Consider the following 17,560-nt stretch of genomic DNA (forward strand, 5'->3'; position numbering starts at 1 on the left):
GCGGTAGACGCCACCGGCTCGCCCGGCTAAATGTGCCCCCAGCAAATGGGCGAAAGCCTTTATTTCTGCCAGGGGACAAGCGAAACATGGGCGAGGCGCAAGACACAACAATGACAAACGGCGCCACAACCAGAGATATGGCCAACGCAATCCGCGCCCTCGCCATGGACGCGGTGCAGAAGGCCAATTCCGGACATCCCGGCATGCCGATGGGCATGGCGGACGTTGCGACCGTCCTTTTCACCGAGGCACTGCGTTTCGATCCAAGCGACCCCACTTGGCCCGACCGCGACCGGTTCGTGCTGTCGGCCGGCCATGGCTCGATGCTGCTTTATTCGCTGCTCTATCTGACCGGCTACCCGGAGATGGAGATCGGCCAGCTTTCGAACTTCCGCCAGCTCGGCTCCAAGACAGCCGGTCATCCCGAGTACGGCTATGCGCCGGGCATCGAGACCACCACCGGTCCCCTCGGCCAGGGCCTCGGCAACGCGGTCGGCATGGCGCTGGCGGAACGGCTGCTCAACGCACGCCTCGGCGACGGCCTCGTCGGCCACTACACCTACTGCCTCGCTGGCGACGGCTGCCTGATGGAAGGCATCAGCCACGAAGCGATCTCGCTCGCCGGCCACCTCAAGCTGGGCAAGCTCATCGTCATGTGGGACGACAACTCGATCTCCATCGACGGCCCGACGTCGCTGTCCGTCTCGGACGATCAGGTCAAGCGCTTCGAAGCCTCCGGCTGGAACACGATCCGCGTTGACGGCCACGATCCGAAGGCGATTTCCGCCGCTCTCGCCAAGGCCCGCTCCGACAGCTCGAAGCCCTGGCTCATCGCCTGCAAGACGGTGATCGGCTACGGTGCCCCCACCAAGGCGGGCAAGTCGTCGACCCATGGCGAACCGCTCGGCGTCGAAGAGATCAAGGGCGCGCGCGAGAAGCTTAGCTGGAGCGCCGCGCCGTTCGAGATTCCGGAGCCTGTCCTCAACGCCTGGCGCGCGCTGGGCACAAAGGGCGCGGCCGAGAACGCAGCTTGGAAGGCACGGCTCGCCAAGGCGCCAGCCGCAGCAAAGGCCGCGTTCGAAAGCCCGGCCGCCGCGTCGCGCGCGAAAGACCTCGCCGCCGCCATCACCGCTGCCAAGGCGCAGTTCGCAGCCGACGCGTCGAAAAAGGCGACGCGCGTCTGGTCGCAGCTTACGCTTGAGCATCTTGTCCCGGCTATTCCGGAACTGCTCGGCGGCTCGGCCGATCTCACGCCCTCGAACGGCACCCGCACCAAACACCACACGGCCGTCGAGCCCGGCAACTTCGCGGGCGACTACATCCACTATGGCGTGCGCGAGCACGGCATGGCCGCCGCCATGAACGGCATCGCGCTGCACGGCGGGTTCATCCCGTACGGCGCGACGTTCCTCGTCTTCACGGATTACTGCCGCCCGTCGATCCGCCTCTCGGCGCTGATGCACCAACGCGTCATCTACGTCATGACGCACGACAGCATCGGTCTCGGCGAGGATGGCCCGACGCATCAGCCTATCGAGCATCTGGCCGCACTCCGCGCCATTCCGAACCTGCTCGTGCTGCGTCCTGCCGATGCGCTCGAAACGGCGGAGGCCTGGGAAATCGCGCTGTCCCATCCGACACGCCCGACCGTCATGGCGCTCTCGCGCCAGGCGGTGCCGACCATCGTTCGCACCGGCGTCATCGAAGAGAACGCGTCCGCCAAGGGCGGCTACATCGCGAGCGGCGGCAGCGCCAAGCGCGACGTCACGCTCATCGCCACGGGCTCCGAAGTGGGCCTCGTCGCGGAAGCAGCCGCGGCGCTCGCGAAAGAGGGCATCAACGCCGCCGTCGTCTCGATGCCGTCGTTTGAACTGTTCCGCGCCCAGCCCGAAGCCTACCGCAACGAAGTGCTCGGCACGGCCCCGCGCATCGCCGTCGAAGCGGCCGTCGCCCAAGGCTGGCACGAATGGCTCCGTCCCGGCGATCGCTTCATCGGGCTCTCGGATTTCGGCGTGTCCGCGCCGGGCCCGAAGGTGTTCGAGCATTTCGGCCTGACCGCCGCGAAGATCGCCGACGCCGCCCGCGCTATCACGAAGAATGGCTAACTTGATACGCATCTGGATCCCGGCCACCCTTGCGGAGCAAGGCTTCGCCATGACGCCGGGATGACGTTGAGGGTATGCTAGCGGATTGCCCCAAATTCTCCGTCACCCCGACGAAGGTCGGGGTCCAGACACATCAAAATAGAAGTCACGCGCACAAACTCGCTCGGAACCCATGAATCTCGATAAGCTCAAGACGACGGACGGCCTCGACCTTGCCGGCAAGCGCGTGCTCGTGCGCGCCGATCTCAACGTGCCGGCCAAGAACGGCGTCGTCACAGACGCGACGCGCCTCGAACGCGTCGTCCCAGGCCTGAAGGCGCTCGCGGCCCGTGGCGCGCGTGTGATCGTGCTGTCGCACTTCGGCCGCCCGAAGGATGGACCCGATCGCGAGAACTCGCTCGCCCCCGTCGCGGAAGCGCTCGGCAAGCTCGTCGGCGCGCCCGTAACGCTCGCCCCGGACTGCGCCGGCGAGGCCGCGGCAAAAGCCGTCGCGGCGCTCCCGAACGGCGCCATCCTCGTGCTCGAGAACACGCGCTTCCACAAGGGCGAAGAAAAGAACGATCCCGAGTTCGCCAAGGCGCTCGCGGCGCTCGGCGACATCTTCGTCAACGATGCTTTCTCGGCCGCGCATCGCGCGCACGCCTCGACCGAAGGCATCACGCATCTGCTGCCGTCCTACGCCGGGCCGCTGATGATGGAAGAGATCAACGCGCTCCGCACCGCGCTCGAACAGCCGAAGCGCCCGGTCGCCGCTGTCGTCGGCGGCGCCAAGGTCTCGACCAAGATCCCGGTGCTCACCAATCTTTCGGCCAAGGTCGACAGGTTGATCATCGGCGGCGGCATGGCCAACACGTTCCTGCTCGCAGGCGGCGTTGAGATCGGCAAATCTCTGGCCGAGCCGGATCTCGTTGAAACCGCGCGCGAGATCATGCACGCCGCCAAGGCCCGGCACTGCGAGATCGTGCTGCCGCAGGATATCGTCATTGCATCGCGCTTCGAAGCCGGCGCACCGTCGCGCACCGTGCCGACCATCGAGTGTCCAAAGGACGAAATGATCCTCGACGTCGGCGCCAAGACGGTCGCGCATTACGTCGATGTGCTCTCGCGTTGCGAGACGCTGCTCTGGAACGGCCCGCTCGGCGCCTTCGAGATTTCCCCCTTCGGTGAAGGCACGTTCGCGCTCGCGCGCGCTGCCGCCGAGCGCACCAAGGCCGGCACGCTCGCGTCGGTGGCGGGCGGTGGCGATACCGTCGCCGCCCTCAACTCGGCCGGCGTCACGGACGATTTCACCTATGTGTCGAGCGCCGGCGGTGCGTTTCTCGAATGGCTCGAAGGGCGCGAGCTTCCCGGCGTCGCGGCCCTGACGCGATGATGGCGATGATTCACTTAGCCTCACCCCCTCACCCGACGCGTTCCGCGCCGGCCTCTCCCCGAGGGGAGAGGCAAGACTGGAGTGCCCTCTTCACCTCTCCCCCTGGGGAGAGGTGGGTAACCGTCCTAATATCTCGTCCCGGTGGTGGGGGGCGGGTCGTTGAAGGCCCCCCCCCCCGGGGGCGAGCCCAACGCGGGGGGCCCCCACCACCCCCCCCCGGGGGGTTTTGGGCCGACATATAACTACGTGGGGTGGGGGGGGGGGGGGCCGCGGATCTTGGAAGGCCACACCTGATGTTCGCAGAAGCTCATCTTTATCTCGGCGTCGCGCTGGCTGGTCTGGTGAGCTTTCTCTCGCCCTGCGTTCTGCCCCTCGTGCCGCCCTACCTCGGCTACCTCGGCGGCACGACCTTCGAGCAGCTCTCCGACGAAAAGGGCCTCGAACGCAACGTCTGGCGGCGCGTCGTTTTCGCGTCGATCTGCTTCGTGCTCGGCTTCTCGACCGTCTTCATCGCGCTCGGAGCCAGCGCCTCTCTGATCGGCCAGTTCATCCAGACTTGGCGCGCCGAGCTCTCGATTGCGGCCGGCATCGTGATCATTCTGTTCGGCCTGCACTTCCTGGGCGTGCTGCGCATCCCGTTCCTGCTCGTCGAAAAGCGCTATCAAACGGACCAGCAAGGCGCGAGCCTCGCCGGCGCCTACATCATGGGCCTCGCCTTCGCGTTCGGCTGGACGCCGTGCATCGGCCCCATCCTCTCGACCGTGCTCGCACTCGCCGCCAACGAAGCGAGCCTCGGCGCGGGCGTACGTCTGCTCGCGGTCTACTCTCTCGGCCTCGGCATTCCATTCGTATTGGCCGCCATCGCCATCCGCCCGTTCCTGTCCTTCATGCAGCGCTTCCGCCGCCACCTCGGCCTCATGGAAAAAATCATGGGCGCGCTCCTGGTCCTTACGGGCATCGCCTTCCTGAATGTGTTCGACTGGTTCTCGATCCAGGCGATCGGCCAATGGCTGATCGAGACCTTCCCCGGTCTCGCCCGCATCGAGGAGATGATGACGCCCGCCACCCTGCAACAGGACCTGCGCAACTTCACCCCTGGACCCTGAATTGTGGCGCATACACCCATAGCCCTGACGATCGCCGGCTCCGACAGCTCGGGCGGCGCTGGCATTCAAGCGGACCTCAAAACGTTCACGGCTCTCGGCGTCTACGGCGCCTCCGTCATCACCGCGATCACGGCGCAGAATACGCAGGGCGTGCAGGACGTATTCACTCTGCCCGCCAGCATCATTTCGGCGCAGATGACATCCATCGCGGACGACCTCGCCGTCCACGCCATCAAGACCGGCATGCTGGCCGACCGCGCGACCGTGGAAACCGTCGTGCGCGGTCTCGCGCGCTTCAACGGCGTGCCGCTCGTCGTCGATCCCGTCATGGTGGCAACCAGCGGCGACGTGCTGCTCGAACCCGATGCCATCGACGCCGTACGCACGCAGCTCTTTCCGCTCGCCGACGTGGTGACGCCCAACCTGCGTGAGGCTGCGCGCCTGCTCGATGCTCCGGTCGCGACGTCGCTCGACGAAATCGAGGAGCAGGCCCGCCGGCTTCTCGCGCTCGGACCGAAAACCGTTTTGATCAAGGGCGGCCACTGCCAGGGCGACGACGCCACTGATATCCTTGCATTTCAATCGGGTTCGTTGCGCTTCTCCGCCCCGCGCATCGACACGCGCAACACGCATGGCACCGGCTGCACGCTCGCCGCCGCCATCGTCGCCCGGCTCGCCGTGGGCGACAGCGTGCCGACGGCCGTGAGCGCCGCGAAGGCGTTCGTGTGGGCCGCAATCGACGCCGGACGCACGTTAAAGATCGGAAAAGGCGACGGTCCCGTCGATCATCTGCATACGACGCGCCGCCATTAACTGTTGCCCGCCTGCATCGCGGGGTGATCAATGCTACCCGGTGCTCTTGAAAGCCGATCGGGCTTCTGCAACTCTCCCGCTCGTGCAGCAGCCGGACGTCGGGGGGCGGATCGCGCAGCGCACACACTGCACTCTTTGGGGGGAGCAGGACGGCGATCAGGGACGCCGCGATGCTCGGCAAAAAACCGGTCCGGATTCATCCGGGCCGGTTTTTTTCTTATTGCCCCTCACGTCTTGGGCGGGCCTCTGCTAAAGCCCGCTCGCCGGGAGATCGGCCGGGGCAGAGGGTCGAACCAAGATGTGCAGCGAGGGGCATGAGGGACCGGAGCGGGACGCAACCGCCGTTTCTCCGCGCGCGTCCTACAGCCTGCGCCTCGCCGTCTTCTACGGCGCGCTGTTCCTCATCTACGGCATCCACCTTCCGTATTTTCCCGTCTGGCTCGACTGGCGGGGGCTGACGCCTGAACAGATCGCCCTCATTACGGCCGCGCCATTCTTCCTCCGCCTGTTCGTCACGCCGGCGGTCGCGATCCTCGCTGACAGCACCGCGCGCCATCGCTCGCTCGTGATCGGGCTCACGGGTCTGACGCTGATGCTCGCTATTGTTCTGAGCCAGATGGAAAGCTTCCTTTTCATCCTGCTCGTCTCGCTCGCCTTCGCGATCTCGCTGTCGACCGTGGTGCCGCTCACCGAGACCATCGCCATCGCCGGCGTCCGCGCTCACGGGCTGGATTACGGGCGTATGCGCCTCTGGGGTTCGCTCACGTTCGTCGGTGTCGGATTTGCCGGCGGCTGGTTGATCGACCACGTCGGCCCGAATGCCGTCATCGGCTGCATCGTCGCCGGCACAGCCGCCACCGCGGCCTCGGCTTGGCTCCTTCCAGATCCGGTCTTGGGCGCACAGCAGGCGGCACCTGCCTCCACCGGATCGCGCCCGTCCGGTTCCGGGCGGATGCAAGAAGCGGCGAAGCTCGTTCGATCGCCGGTGTTCCTGGCTTTCCTGTTGGCGGCCGGTGCCGCTCAAGGCGCGCACGGCATGTTCTACACGTTCGGTGCGCTGAGCTGGAAGGCGCAGGGCATCTCCACGTCGGCTGTGGGTGTGCTGTGGGCCATCGCCATCGCAGGCGAGGTCGCGCTGTTCGCCTACTCGAGCCAGGTCGTGCTCCGATGGGGCCCCGTCACCCTGATCGTCGCCGCAACCGCAGCCGCGATGCTCCGCTGGGCCCTCATGAGCCTGTCGCCGCCGCTCCCGGTTCTCGTCGCGCTGCAGACCTTGCACACGCTGACCTACGGCGCGTCCCACCTCGGCGCGATGCATTTCATCTCGCGCGCCGTCCCCGAGAGCGCTCAGGGAACGGCCCAGGCGCTCTATGCAACTGTCGCGTCGGGCGTGCTGATGGGAGTCGCCACGCTCACATCGGGCTGGCTCTACGCCCGCATCGGCGCCCACGCCTACTGGGCCATGGTGGCGCTGGCCGGCTTCGGTCTCGCGGGTGCATTGTACGTCCGAGCCCGCTGGGCCGGTGGCTTGCTGTGGGGTGAGACGAGCCCTGCGGCCGCGCAGGCGTAGGCGAGACTCTTGTCTGCAAACCGGCGAGGGGAGGGAGGCGAGAGGAAGGGCGTCAGCCCCAGAGGCGCGACGGCGGCGGTAGCATGAGTCCGTCCGCAAATTGCACAGGAGGATCGCGGTCGGTCGCCAGCAGCAGCGGACCATCGAGATCCACCCAGTCCGCGCCCGCCGCCAGCGCAAACGCAGGCGCCACAGCCAGCGACGTCGCCACCATCGAACCGATCATAACGCGGAAGCCCGCAGCCTTCGCAGCGGCCGCCATCGCCAGCGCTTCGGTGAGCCCGCCGGCCTTGTCGAGCTTGATGTTCACCGCTTCGTAGCGCCCGATCAGGCTGCGCACGTCGGCGGCCGTGTGCGCGCTCTCGTCGGCGCAAACCGGCACCGAGCACATCAGCCCTTCGAGAATGTCGTCGGCGTCGACCGGCAACGGCTGCTCGACCAGTTCGAAACCGCTTTCGGCCGCCGCCGCGAGAAACGGCCCCACCATGTCGTCCGTCCAGGCCTCGTTGGCATCGGCGACGAGGCGCGCATCGGGCCGTGCTTGGCGCACAGCCGCCATGCGCTCGATATCGCCAGCGCCACCGAGCTTGAGCTTCAGGAGCCGATGCCCCGCGGCCTCACGCGCCGCGATGGCCATGGCCCCCGGCGATCCGAGACTGAGGGTGAAACACGTTTCGACGCCCAGCATAGGATCGAACCCGAGCCGCTCCGCCACGCTGACGCCGCTGCTCTTGGCTTCGTAATCCCACAGCGCGCAGTCGAGTGCGTTCCGCGCCGCCCCCGGCTTCAACGCGGCTGCCAATGCAACTCGGGACCCGAGAATATCCGGACGCGCCGACACCGCCTCGATCTCGGCCGCCACGCTCTCGGGCGTCTCGCCGTAGCGGGCGTAAGGCGTGCATTCACCGCGGCCGCTCACCTGTCCGTCCGTGACGGACACGGCGACGACGACGGCGTCGGTTTTGGCGCCCCGCGAGATGACGAACGGCACCTTGAGCGCAAAGCGCTCGACGGACACGGACAGCGTGAGATGGGTCATCGCGAGCTTAGCTGATGCGCCCGCTCATATGAGCGAGGAACAGGTAGACGCGCCCCATGTCGGACAGCAGATGCGCGTTGACCGCGCGGCCCGACGGATCGCGCTGCTCGGCGTCGCGGCGGATGTTCTCGAAATCCATCAGGTAGTGATTGATGGTCTGCTGCAGGTCACCGTCGGTGCGATAGCGCACGCTGAGATCGTCGAAGATCGCCTGGCCTTCGAGGGAGTAGATGCTGCGCACCATCACGCCGCGCTGGCCCGTCGCGATCCGCTGCCAGAGCGCCGCCGTCGTCGCCGGATCGAGCGCGCGGGCGATGACCTCGATCTGATTGTGGAACGGCATCGGTTGCGGAGCGGCAGGAGCCTGTACGCCGCCATGCTGGCCTTCGTCGTCCAATGAGGCGCGCTTGAGAAGATCGCCGAGCGACCAGGCGTCCCGCGTTTCCTGGGGACCGGGCGAGGGCGCCGACGGGCGGGGCAGAGCGGCTTGATAGGGCGGCACCGGCGAGCGGCCGCCGTTGCCCCATGCAGATTGCGCGGCAGCCGGCGCCGGCCTGTAGCTGTCCTGCGTACGCGCTTCGGACACGTAAGAGCCGGTCAGCGAGGACGGACCTGCTCCGGAAGGAATGGGCTGCGGCAACGATACGTCGCGCGCGGAGAGCGAGCGCGTCGTGAGGTTGGACAGATGCTCGATGGCCCGGAGCTGGTCTTGCAGGGCGCGGCGCATCTGGTCCGCGCTTTCCCGCGACGCGGCCGGCAGCCGGTCCATCTGCTCCTTGAGCCGGACCTGCTCGGCCGCGATGTCGGCGGCGGCCCGGCGCGCACGCTGGCGAACCTCGTCCGAAGTCTGGTCGATGCGCGTCGTGAGCGACGACAACTGCTCGCTGACCACGCTCGAGATCGACGAAAAGCGGTTCTTCATTTCGTCGAGGGCGCGGTCACCTTCGACGCCGGCCTCGAGCCGGAACCGTTCGAGATCGGCCAGCGCCGAATGCTTGGCGGCCTCGGTGCTCGCTCTCAACTGCTCGGTGGTCGCGCGGGCGCGCTGTTCGGCGCTGGTCAGAGAGCCTTCCATCGAGGTCGAGAAGCCTTCGACGAAACGGCCGAATTCGTCGGCCTTGCCGGAGAGCTTGTCCATCGTCGAAGACAGCTCGGCATGTCGGCCCTGGAGCGTCGTCTCGATCTTGAAATTGGCGTTCTCGAGCGAGTTGGCGGCCCGCATGATGGCCTGGCCCTGGCCCTCGAAGCGGTTGGTGACGGCGTTGACCTGCCCGAGCAGGTTTTCCGACACGCGCTTCAACATCTCCGATTGCCCGGCGAGGCCTTCGATGGCCTTCATCGACTGGCGCGTGATGTTCTCGCTCGTCCGGCGTACGGAGTTGATGCCGTGCATCAGGCTCTCGTCGAGATTGACGGCCTGACGCGAGATCGTCTCGCTGAACGTGCGCGCGTGGTTGTCGAGCGCGCTCGTCAGCGCGCGCGCCTTCTCGGCCACCGCGGAATCGATCGTCATCGTCGAGCGCACGATGGACTCGTCGAACGATTTGAGCCGCTGCCCGAACGCCATGTCGAGCGCCTTGGTCCGCTCCACGAGCTGGATGTCGAGCGCCTGCGCCCGATTGGTGAGCGAGGTATCGAGCGCGCGCGCGTATTCCTCGAACACGAGCTGCAGCTTCTCGGTGCGGTTGGAGAGCGACGTATCGAGCGTTTCGACGTAGCCCGAGATGGCCGTCTGTAACTGCTCGGTGCGCGCGCCCAGCGCCATCGCGAGGCCGGACGTGTAGCCTTCCAGCATGTTCTGCAACTCTTCGGTCTTGCCGCCGAGCGCCGTTTCGAGCCGCGTCGTGCTCTGGCCGACGGCGGATTCGAGCGCCGTCAGGTTGTCGCCCGCGCCCTTAATGATCTGCGCCAGCGTCATCTGCTGCGACGAAAGCCGGTCGATCAGCGCTGGGATGTCCGTACCCAGCGTCTTCAGCGTGTCGGTAACGCGCTCGCTGGTGTCGACCAGCGCATGGCGCTCGCCGGACAGCTCCTGAATGAGCCCGCGGATCTTGCGTTCGTTCTCCTCGTAGGAGCGTTCAAGCGCCGTCACCTCGTTGTGCACGAGCGCTTCCAGTTCGCCGGCCCGGCCGAGCGCGCGCGAAATGGCGTCGTTCATGAACGCAACCTGCCGCCGCACGGCTTGGCCGAGCGAGGCGACCGACTGTTCCGCCATGCGGTCCGGCTCGGCGAGGCGGATCGCGACCTCGGTCATGGTCGAGGATCGCAGCTTTAGTTCGTCCGAGCGCCACGCCAGCAGCGCCAGCGCCCACAGCACCGCAATCGGGACGATGATCGCCGTCGCCACCAGGAACGTGCTTGGCTTTTCGATCAGCGACATCAGCGAAGCGCCGTTGTCGAGTTCGGCTCGCACGATCAAGTAGGAGAAGCCGAGACAGATCACGGACCAGACGGCGGTCGCGATGCCGGCATACTTGAACGGCGCCGATGAGGGCTTCTGCTCCAGCGCGTAGATCAGGCCGCCGATCGACGGCGCATCGTCGTTGGCGGCGATCTTGCCGCGCGGTGGACCCGCCGGGCGTCGCCGCGCCAGCCGGCGCATGCCCGGCTCCACAGGCTGGGCATCGGCAGTGCGCGGGTTGACCGGCAAGGCCAAGGCCTGCGCGGCCATGTTCGGGAGCGGCGGCGGCAGCCGGTGATTGACGGTCGCCAGCGGCGATCCGAGGTTGGGAGCAGACGGCTCTGACGCGACGAGCGACAGCGAGTCGGATAGGGAGCGCACGCCCTCGGGGGTGGAGGAGGGGGCCATGGCGCCCGCATCGCGAGGCACGGCGGATGCAGGCGGGGGAGGTGGTCCTGTCGGCGCAGCCGGGCTCTCGGAGCCACCGGACAACGGGGCCGTCAACTCGGGCGGCGCTTTTTGCGACGCCGCCGCGCCTGATTTCTGTTCCTGACCCATCCACCCGTCCGAACCGGCCGCACGCCGGTGCCCCGCACCATGTTATCGCAACCGGAGGGTTCTGCTCAAACGGGATTTCGCCCGCCGGCCGTCCCGTCAACGCTCTTTTTTAGGCCGGCCGATCCGCGCCACATGACGCCCGATAGGCCGTTTTTAGGGCCAAATGAAGTTCCCGTTCCGGCGCTCCCCGGGCAGCATGGTTAATTGGTTCTTGCATTACCAGCACTAAGTAGAGATAATGGATTTACAAACATTTAGTCTATTGAGTTCAGAGTTTAGTACAGATTTGCGCCCTAAGGCACGAGCCTTGAGGGGTAAACACAACTCGACCACCAATTCCAGGACCGAGGCCATGGGCTCCGAGCGAAATCCGGCTTTCCAATATTCCCAAAGTGGCATTTCGCCGGAGGCGCAGGCCGTCCTCGCCGATGCGCTGCCGCCGATCGACCGCTTGCACCTCAGCCGCTACACGCTTGGCAGCCTGACCCTGGAGCGGGAAATCCTCGGGCTCTTTCTGGCTCAATTGCCGCTCAGCATCGAACAGCTCCGTTTCGCGGCCACCGACCGGGAATGGCAGATTGCCGCACATACGATCAAGGGTTCGGCCAAAGCCGTGGGCGCCCGCCATGTCGCCCGCATCGCCATCGACGCCGAACGGACCTCCGGCGTCATGGACGAGGAGGAGAGGGTGCGCATCCTTGCGGCCCTTGAAGACGCCTGCGAAGCGATCGAGACCTATGCCGAAGAGGCGTTTGCTCCCCAAGAGCCCATCCACGCCTGAGCACCGCTCCCCAACCTCGCCAAAGCCCGGCCCGCATCCGAATTCCCCTAACATGCGGAGCACGGAGCCATTTTCACGGGTCGCAATCCGAGGCGACGCGGCGCGAGCACCCTTGAATTCAAACCATGACGCCATTAATCCTGCCGCCACCGCTCCCGGGACGGGACGGATCACGCACGCTGGAGTAAGCCGCCGATGGTCAAACTAACGTTCATTCAGCCGGATGGCGCCAGCCAGACGGTGGAGGTCGAGCCCGGCCTCACCGTCATGGAAGCGGCCAAGCTGAACGACATCGCCGGTATCGAGGCCGAATGCGGCGGCGCCTGCGCCTGTGCGACGTGCCACGTCTATATCGATGCGGACTGGGTCGACAAAACCGGCAAGCCCGCCGACATCGAAGAGGATATGCTCGACTTCGCGTTCGACGTCCGCAAGGAGAGCCGCCTGAGCTGCCAGATCAAGGTGACGCCCGACCTGGACGGCCTCACCATGCGCGTCCCCGCCAAGCAGTTCTGACGCTGCGGCTGGAGCATTTTCCGACGAAGTCGATACCGGTTCGTCGTCAGAAAATGCGATAGTGAATTTAGGAGAAGAAGAATGGCCCTGGACGAGGTCCCTGAGGCGACGCAAGCGGGCGCAGCCGTATTCGACGCCATCGTCATCGGCGCCGGTCCTGTCGGCCTTTTCGCCGTGTTCGAACTCGGCCTGGTCGACATCAAGACGTGCGTCATCGACATCCTCGGCAAGCCCGGCGGCCAGTGCTCGGAGCTCTATCCGGAAAAGCCGATCTACGACATCCCCGCGCTCCCGTCCGTCACCGGCCAGGAACTGACCGACCGTCTGATGGAGCAGATCAAGCCCTTCGGCGCGGAGTTCGTCTTCGGCGAACGGGTCGACGAATTGCAGCGCGGCGAGGACGGACGCTTCTTCCTCAAGACCGACGCCGGCCGCGAGATCGTGGCCAAGGTCGTCGTCATTGCCGCCGGCGGCGGTTCGTTCACGCCGAAGCGCCCGCCACTCGAAGGCATCGAGGGCTACGAGGGCAAATCGATCTTCTATGCAGTACGCCGCATGGACGACCTCAAGGGCCGCGACGTCCTGATCATCGGTGGCGGCGACAGCGCCCTCGACTGGACGCTGAGCCTTGCTCATGTCGCCAAGTCTCTGACGCTGCTCCATCGCCGCGACGAATTCCGCGGCGCGCCGCACTCGGTCGACAAGATGCGCTCCCTCGTCGCCGAAGGCAAAGTACGCCTCGTCATCGGCCAGGTGACGAAACTGCACGGCGACGGCACGACCCTCGCAGGCGTCACGGCCAAGACGGCATCCGGTGAAGAGCATCTCACGGTCGATGCCGTGCTGCCGTTCTTCGGCCTTACCATGAAGCTCGGGCCGGTCGCGTCCTGGGGGCTGAACCTCAACGAAAACCTCATCCTCGTCGATACCGAGAAGTTCGAGACGAGCGAGAAGGGCATTTTTGCGATCGGTGACATCAACACCTATCCCGGCAAGCTGAAGCTCATCCTGTCGGGCTTCCACGAGGCCGCCCTGATGGCGCAGCAGGCGCACAAGTATGTGCATCCCGACAAGAAGTTGATGTTCCAGTACACGACCTCGTCGTCGAGCCTGCAGAAGAAGCTCGGCGTGAAGTAACCTCTCCCTTTCCCGTCACATGCGCTGGGGGGGGGAGGGTTGGGGTGAGCGGCAGACGCTGGCGCTCCTGCGCGCGCCGGGTGTTCTCTCGCTGCGACGCTGCGGGTCAGTCGCAGCCGATAGCGATGGCACAACGATGCCTTCCCCTTGACGTCATGCAGGCGAAGGACGGGGCGACGGTGCGGGTCAATCGCACGCGATGGCGAGGACGCAACGTTGCCTCCTACTCGACGTCATGCCGGCGTCATGGCGGAGCCATGCTTCGCATGGAAGGCCGGTACCCACGCAAGTCTCCGCGAATGCGACGGTCGATGAGCAGTTGGCTCCGACCACAGTTGGAGGCGCGCGCCGATATTGTCTTCCGTCGTCAAGCGAAGATTCTCGTTTAGTTGTCATCCTCGGCTTTATGCCGAGGATCCATGGATCTAAACGGGAAGGCTGTGAAGGTGCTGGTGCACTCGGCTATGCGGCCGGTGACTGCCCTGTGGAGGAATGGGTCCTCGGGACAAGCCCGAGGATGACGGCTGGTGGACGGCGCGACGGTGCCCGTCAATCGCACGCGATGGCGAGGACGCAACGTTGCCTCCCACTCGACGTCATGCCGGCGTCATGCCGGCGTCATGGCGGAGCCATGCTTCGCATGGAAGGCCGGTACCCACGCAAGTCTCCGCGAATACGACCGTCGATGAGCGTGGGTCAGTCGCACGCGACAGCAGCAGATGTCGGCGCGATGTTGCCGACCCCTTGTGGCCTAACGCCCCGCGATGGAGCGTTCGTAGACGAGCGCGAGCTTGGCGAAGTCGCGAACGGGAATTTGCTCGGCGCGCTGCGTCGGCGAAATGCCGGCCGCATCGAGCAGCTCTTCCGGATTGGGAACGAGCGTCTTCAGCGATGCCCTCAGCATCTTGCGCCGCTGTCCGAACGCTGCCGCTGTGACGCGCCCGAGCGCCGTGACCGTACACGCCGGCTGCGGCGCGCTGCGCGGCGTGAACACCACGACGGCCGAGGACACCTTGGGCGGCGGCGTGAAAGCTTCCGGCTTGAGATTGAGCGCGATATGCGCGTCCGCCCGCCACTGCGAGATCACCGACAGGCGGCCATAGGTCTTGCTGCCCGGAGCCGCCACGATGCGCTCCGCGACCTCCTTCTGGAACATCAGCACCATCCGGTCCCACCAGGGCGGCCAGGGTTCCGCTTCGAGCCAGCCGATCAGCAGCACCGTCGCCGCGCCATAGGGCAGGTTGGCGGCGATGATGGCCTTGCGCGCGCCGCCGAGGAGCGCGCCCCAATCGGCTTCGACCGCATCGCCCTCGTGGACGGCGAGACGACCCGGATAGCGCGCGCTGATTTCAGCCAGCGCCGGCAGGCAGCGCGAATCCCGCTCGACCGCGATGACCCGCTCCGCGCCTTCGAGCAGCAACCCGCGCGTCAGCCCGCCAGGGCCCGGTCCGACCTCGACCACCGTGCGCCCGTCGATTGGGCCGCCCGCGCGTGCGATGCGCCGCGTGAGGTTGAGGTCGAGAATGAAGTTCTGGCCGAGGCTCTTCTTCGCTGCAAGATCGTAACGGCGAATGACCTCCCGCAGGGGATCGAGTCCGTCGGGGCTCGAGCCGCCGCGCAAGGACGCTCCGATCGGCTCAAGATCGTTGTCGTCCACGTCGTTGTCGTCCACGTCGCTCATGATGCCCCCGCAGCCACCGCGCGATCGCGCTTTTGCGCAATCGCATCGGCAAGTCTGAGCGCTTCGATCAGGCTCGTCGCCTGCGCCTTGCCGGTGCCCGCGAGCGAAAATGCCGTGCCGTGATCGGGCGACGTGCGCACGAACGGCAAGCCGATCGTGACGTTGACGCCGCGATCGAACGCGAGCGTCTTGATCGGGATCAGCGCCTGGTCGTGGTACATCGCCAGCACCGCGTCATAAGTCGTCCGCGCGGCCGCATGGAACAGCGTGTCGGCCGGGTAGGGGCCCGTGACGTCGAGCCCATCGCGCACGAGTGCGGCAATCGCAGGCGCAATGATGGCCTGGTCCTCGGCGCCGAGCCTGCCGTCCTCGCCCGCATGCGGGTTGAGGCCCGTCACCGCGATCCGCGGCCGCGCAATGCCGAAATCGGACGTGAGCGACGCGTCCAGGATCTTCGCCGTCGCGATGATGGCCTCTGATGTGATCGCTCCCGCCACGCGCGCCAAGGGAATGTGCACCGTCAGCGGAACCACGCGCAGCTCATCGGACGCCAGCAGCATCACCGGGTTCGGGCTAGCGACGCCGAAATGCGCTGCTGCCAGCGCGCCGAGGTATTCCGTATGGCCGGGATGCGTGAATCCGTCCGCCATCAGCACGGACTTCGCGATCGGATTTGTGACGACGGCGCGCGCGCGCCCGTCGCGTACGGCCAGTACCGCGCTGTCGATCGCCGCCACGACCGCACGCGCATTGCGCGCGTCCGGCGCGCCCGCCTTGACCGGCGCATCGCAGCCGACGTCGCAGACAGGAAACCGCGTTGCGAAAACGTCGGCCGCCTCGCGCGGGTCGGAGATCGCCGTCGTCGGCACATCGAGACCGAGCGCCTGCGCCCGCGCCGCGAGCGCTTCGCCGTCGCCGAAGAACACGAACGGCGCAAGTCCCCGCCGGTCACGCGCCAGCCAGGCGGAGAGAGAGATGTCGAGGCCGATCCCGGCCGGATCGCCCATCGTCAGCGCCAGCGGCAAAGCCTGTCGTGATGGAGAGGCCGGCCGAGCCACGGCCGATGCGGCCGGACCCGCGCCGGAAACCGAGCCGGCCATCAACGGATCTCGATGGCCGCGTCCTGCCGCAGATCCTTGAGATGCTTCTGGGCCAGGACGTCGAATTCCTTCTGGCGCAGCTCGTTCCCCGCGGCTTCGCGCCGCGACATGTCCTGGCCGCCCGCGGATTTACGCCCGCACAGCGCCCAGAGCTCGATGCCGCCCGCACTCACGCTTGCCGGCAGCAGACTGCCCTCGGTCGCGTTCAGAAGCAGGCTTCGGGTCGGCTCGGGAATGGTGGTCGGCTTGCGGAGGCCAAGGTCTTCGTGACGTGCACCTGCGGCCGACGCGATTTCAGCCATGGAGCCGCAACCCTGGAACCGCTGCGCCAACGCATCCGCTTCGGCGATGCGTTGCGCGATGACGGACTGGTCGACGGCCGATGGCAGCGGCAGCGTGATCCGCTGGACCTGCAACTCGACATTGTCGTCGGCAACGACCGTCGTCGCCACGAAATCGTCAACGTCCCGCTCGGTGATCGCAATCAGATGCCCGAAGCGCTTGCGCACCACCTCGCGCCAGGACATCTCCGCCCGGAAGCGCGCCTTCATCGTGTTGATGTCGACGCCCATGCCCTGCATGTGCTTGCCGAACTGCTCGAGGTTCATCTTGTTGCGCTCGGCAATGCCCGTGATGATCTTGTCGACGTCGGCATCCTCGGTCACCGCGTTCTGCTTGCGGGCCTCTTGCAGCTTGATCTTCTCCTCGATCAATTCCTGCTCGGCCTTGGCCTTGGAGCCCGACACCGCACCGGCGCGCGCTTCCTTCTTGAGCTGCGCGACCATGTTGCCCTGCAGCTCCTTGATGTACTTCGTCTGCAACGCGCGCGCTTCTTCCTGCGTCTGCACTTTGTTCTTCTCGAGCAGCTGCTTGAAGCGTTCGTTGGTCTTGGGATCCTGCACGATGGATTTCCAGCGCGCCTCGGCCTTCGCCTTGAAATCCGCGCCGCCGCCGCCGCTCTGGAGCGCGATGAACGAAGCCCGCTGCTCGATCTCATAAGCCGTGATCGGCTCGTCGTTGACGAGAATGGCGATACCCTGAGCGCCCTTGCGGCGCGTGATCTTGCCGCCCTCGGCGGGATTGACCAGCTCGACATTGCCCGTGCCGGGATTTTCGGCCGCGGGTGCGGGGTTGGCCGCCGCCTGCTGGCGCTTCGGCTCCTTCGCCGCGCAAGGGGTCACGACCGCAACGCCGGCACACAGCGCGAGGGCCGCGGTCGTCCGTATCAGATCATGAAAGTTAACAGGCATGGGCCCAGTCTCTAATGTAAGTCCACGGTCATCACCCGGTCACGCGACGCATTCTCTCGAAGCGGCTCTCGACGGCGAGCGTTGGCCGGATATCGCGGATTCGCCAGCGCCGAGCCAACTGACAATAGCGC

The 17,560-nt window shown here is 66.4% G+C and carries 13 protein-coding genes; 8 read left to right on the plus strand and 5 right to left on the minus strand.

All coding sequences use genetic code 11. The annotated features are described in order from the left end of the window. The first annotated feature begins 86 nt into the window (after nucleotides 1–86). The 5 genes from tkt to ACTIFK_RS15230 all read left to right on the plus strand — a co-directional run bounded on the left by tkt (nucleotide 87) and on the right by ACTIFK_RS15230 (nucleotide 6,966). Nucleotides 87–2,105: a transketolase gene (tkt, locus tag ACTIFK_RS15210; RefSeq protein ID WP_439543931.1), complete on the plus strand. Its 2,019-nt coding sequence runs from the start codon at nucleotides 87–89 to the stop codon at nucleotides 2,103–2,105. A gap of 172 nt (nucleotides 2,106–2,277) precedes the next feature. Beyond that, nucleotides 2,278–3,477, plus strand: a complete 1,200-nt coding sequence (locus ACTIFK_RS15215) for a phosphoglycerate kinase (RefSeq protein ID WP_439543932.1) — start codon at nucleotides 2,278–2,280, stop codon at nucleotides 3,475–3,477. Between the two features lie 293 nt (nucleotides 3,478–3,770). Continuing rightward, nucleotides 3,771–4,583: a cytochrome c biogenesis CcdA family protein gene (locus ACTIFK_RS15220; protein ID WP_439543933.1), complete on the plus strand. Its 813-nt coding sequence runs from the start codon at nucleotides 3,771–3,773 to the stop codon at nucleotides 4,581–4,583. Between the two features lie 3 nt (nucleotides 4,584–4,586). Beyond that, entirely contained in the window at nucleotides 4,587–5,396 is an 810-nt protein-coding gene (thiD, locus tag ACTIFK_RS15225; RefSeq protein ID WP_439543934.1) for a bifunctional hydroxymethylpyrimidine kinase/phosphomethylpyrimidine kinase, read from the plus strand. Nucleotides 5,397–5,694: 298 nt separating this feature from the next. Further along, nucleotides 5,695–6,966, plus strand: a complete 1,272-nt coding sequence (locus ACTIFK_RS15230) for an MFS transporter (protein ID WP_439543935.1) — start codon at nucleotides 5,695–5,697, stop codon at nucleotides 6,964–6,966. 52 nt (nucleotides 6,967–7,018) lie between these two features. Here ACTIFK_RS15230 and dgcA read toward each other — a convergent pair whose 3' ends face one another. Beyond that, nucleotides 7,019–8,005, minus strand: a complete 987-nt coding sequence (gene dgcA / locus ACTIFK_RS15235) for an N-acetyl-D-Glu racemase DgcA (protein WP_439543936.1) — start codon at nucleotides 8,003–8,005, stop codon at nucleotides 7,019–7,021. Between the two features lie 7 nt (nucleotides 8,006–8,012). After that, nucleotides 8,013–10,814, minus strand: coding sequence for a hypothetical protein (locus ACTIFK_RS15240; protein ID WP_439543937.1), 2,802 nt, complete (start codon nucleotides 10,812–10,814; stop codon nucleotides 8,013–8,015). Nucleotides 10,815–11,202: 388 nt separating this feature from the next. On the opposite strand from ACTIFK_RS15240, the gene ACTIFK_RS15245 reads away from it, so the two are divergent. The 3 genes from ACTIFK_RS15245 (at nucleotide 11,203) to ACTIFK_RS15255 (ending at nucleotide 13,398) form a co-directional block, all read left to right on the plus strand. Beyond that, complete coding sequence (locus ACTIFK_RS15245; protein ID WP_439543938.1) at nucleotides 11,203–11,745, plus strand: Hpt domain-containing protein; 543 nt, start codon at nucleotides 11,203–11,205, stop codon at nucleotides 11,743–11,745. A gap of 195 nt (nucleotides 11,746–11,940) precedes the next feature. Further along, nucleotides 11,941–12,261, plus strand: a complete 321-nt coding sequence (locus ACTIFK_RS15250) for a 2Fe-2S iron-sulfur cluster-binding protein (protein WP_439543939.1) — start codon at nucleotides 11,941–11,943, stop codon at nucleotides 12,259–12,261. 81 nt (nucleotides 12,262–12,342) lie between these two features. Beyond that, nucleotides 12,343–13,398 carry an NAD(P)/FAD-dependent oxidoreductase gene (locus ACTIFK_RS15255; protein ID WP_439543940.1) on the plus strand — a complete coding sequence of 352 codons (1,056 nt, stop codon included), beginning with the start codon at nucleotides 12,343–12,345 and terminating at the stop codon, nucleotides 13,396–13,398. Between the two features lie 751 nt (nucleotides 13,399–14,149). Here ACTIFK_RS15255 and rsmA read toward each other — a convergent pair. From rsmA to ACTIFK_RS15270, 3 genes are read right to left on the minus strand one after another with little or no spacing between them, the layout of a single operon-like run. After that, complete coding sequence (gene rsmA, locus ACTIFK_RS15260; protein WP_439543941.1) at nucleotides 14,150–15,079, minus strand: 16S rRNA (adenine(1518)-N(6)/adenine(1519)-N(6))-dimethyltransferase RsmA; 930 nt, start codon at nucleotides 15,077–15,079, stop codon at nucleotides 14,150–14,152. After that, the gene (gene pdxA / locus ACTIFK_RS15265; protein WP_439543942.1) at nucleotides 15,076–16,179 is read right to left on the minus strand and encodes a 4-hydroxythreonine-4-phosphate dehydrogenase PdxA; all 1,104 of its coding nucleotides are present in this window, start codon (nucleotides 16,177–16,179) and stop codon (nucleotides 15,076–15,078) included. Before pdxA ends, rsmA begins: the two co-directional genes overlap by 4 nt. After that, entirely contained in the window at nucleotides 16,179–17,429 is a 1,251-nt protein-coding gene (locus ACTIFK_RS15270) for a peptidylprolyl isomerase (protein WP_439543943.1), read from the minus strand. Before ACTIFK_RS15270 ends, pdxA begins: the two co-directional genes overlap by 1 nt. Nucleotides 17,430–17,560 lie beyond the last annotated feature (131 nt).

The sequence above is a fragment of the Hyphomicrobium sp. genome (genome assembly GCF_051860585.1).
Classification (GTDB): domain Bacteria; phylum Pseudomonadota; class Alphaproteobacteria; order Rhizobiales; family Hyphomicrobiaceae; genus Hyphomicrobium_C.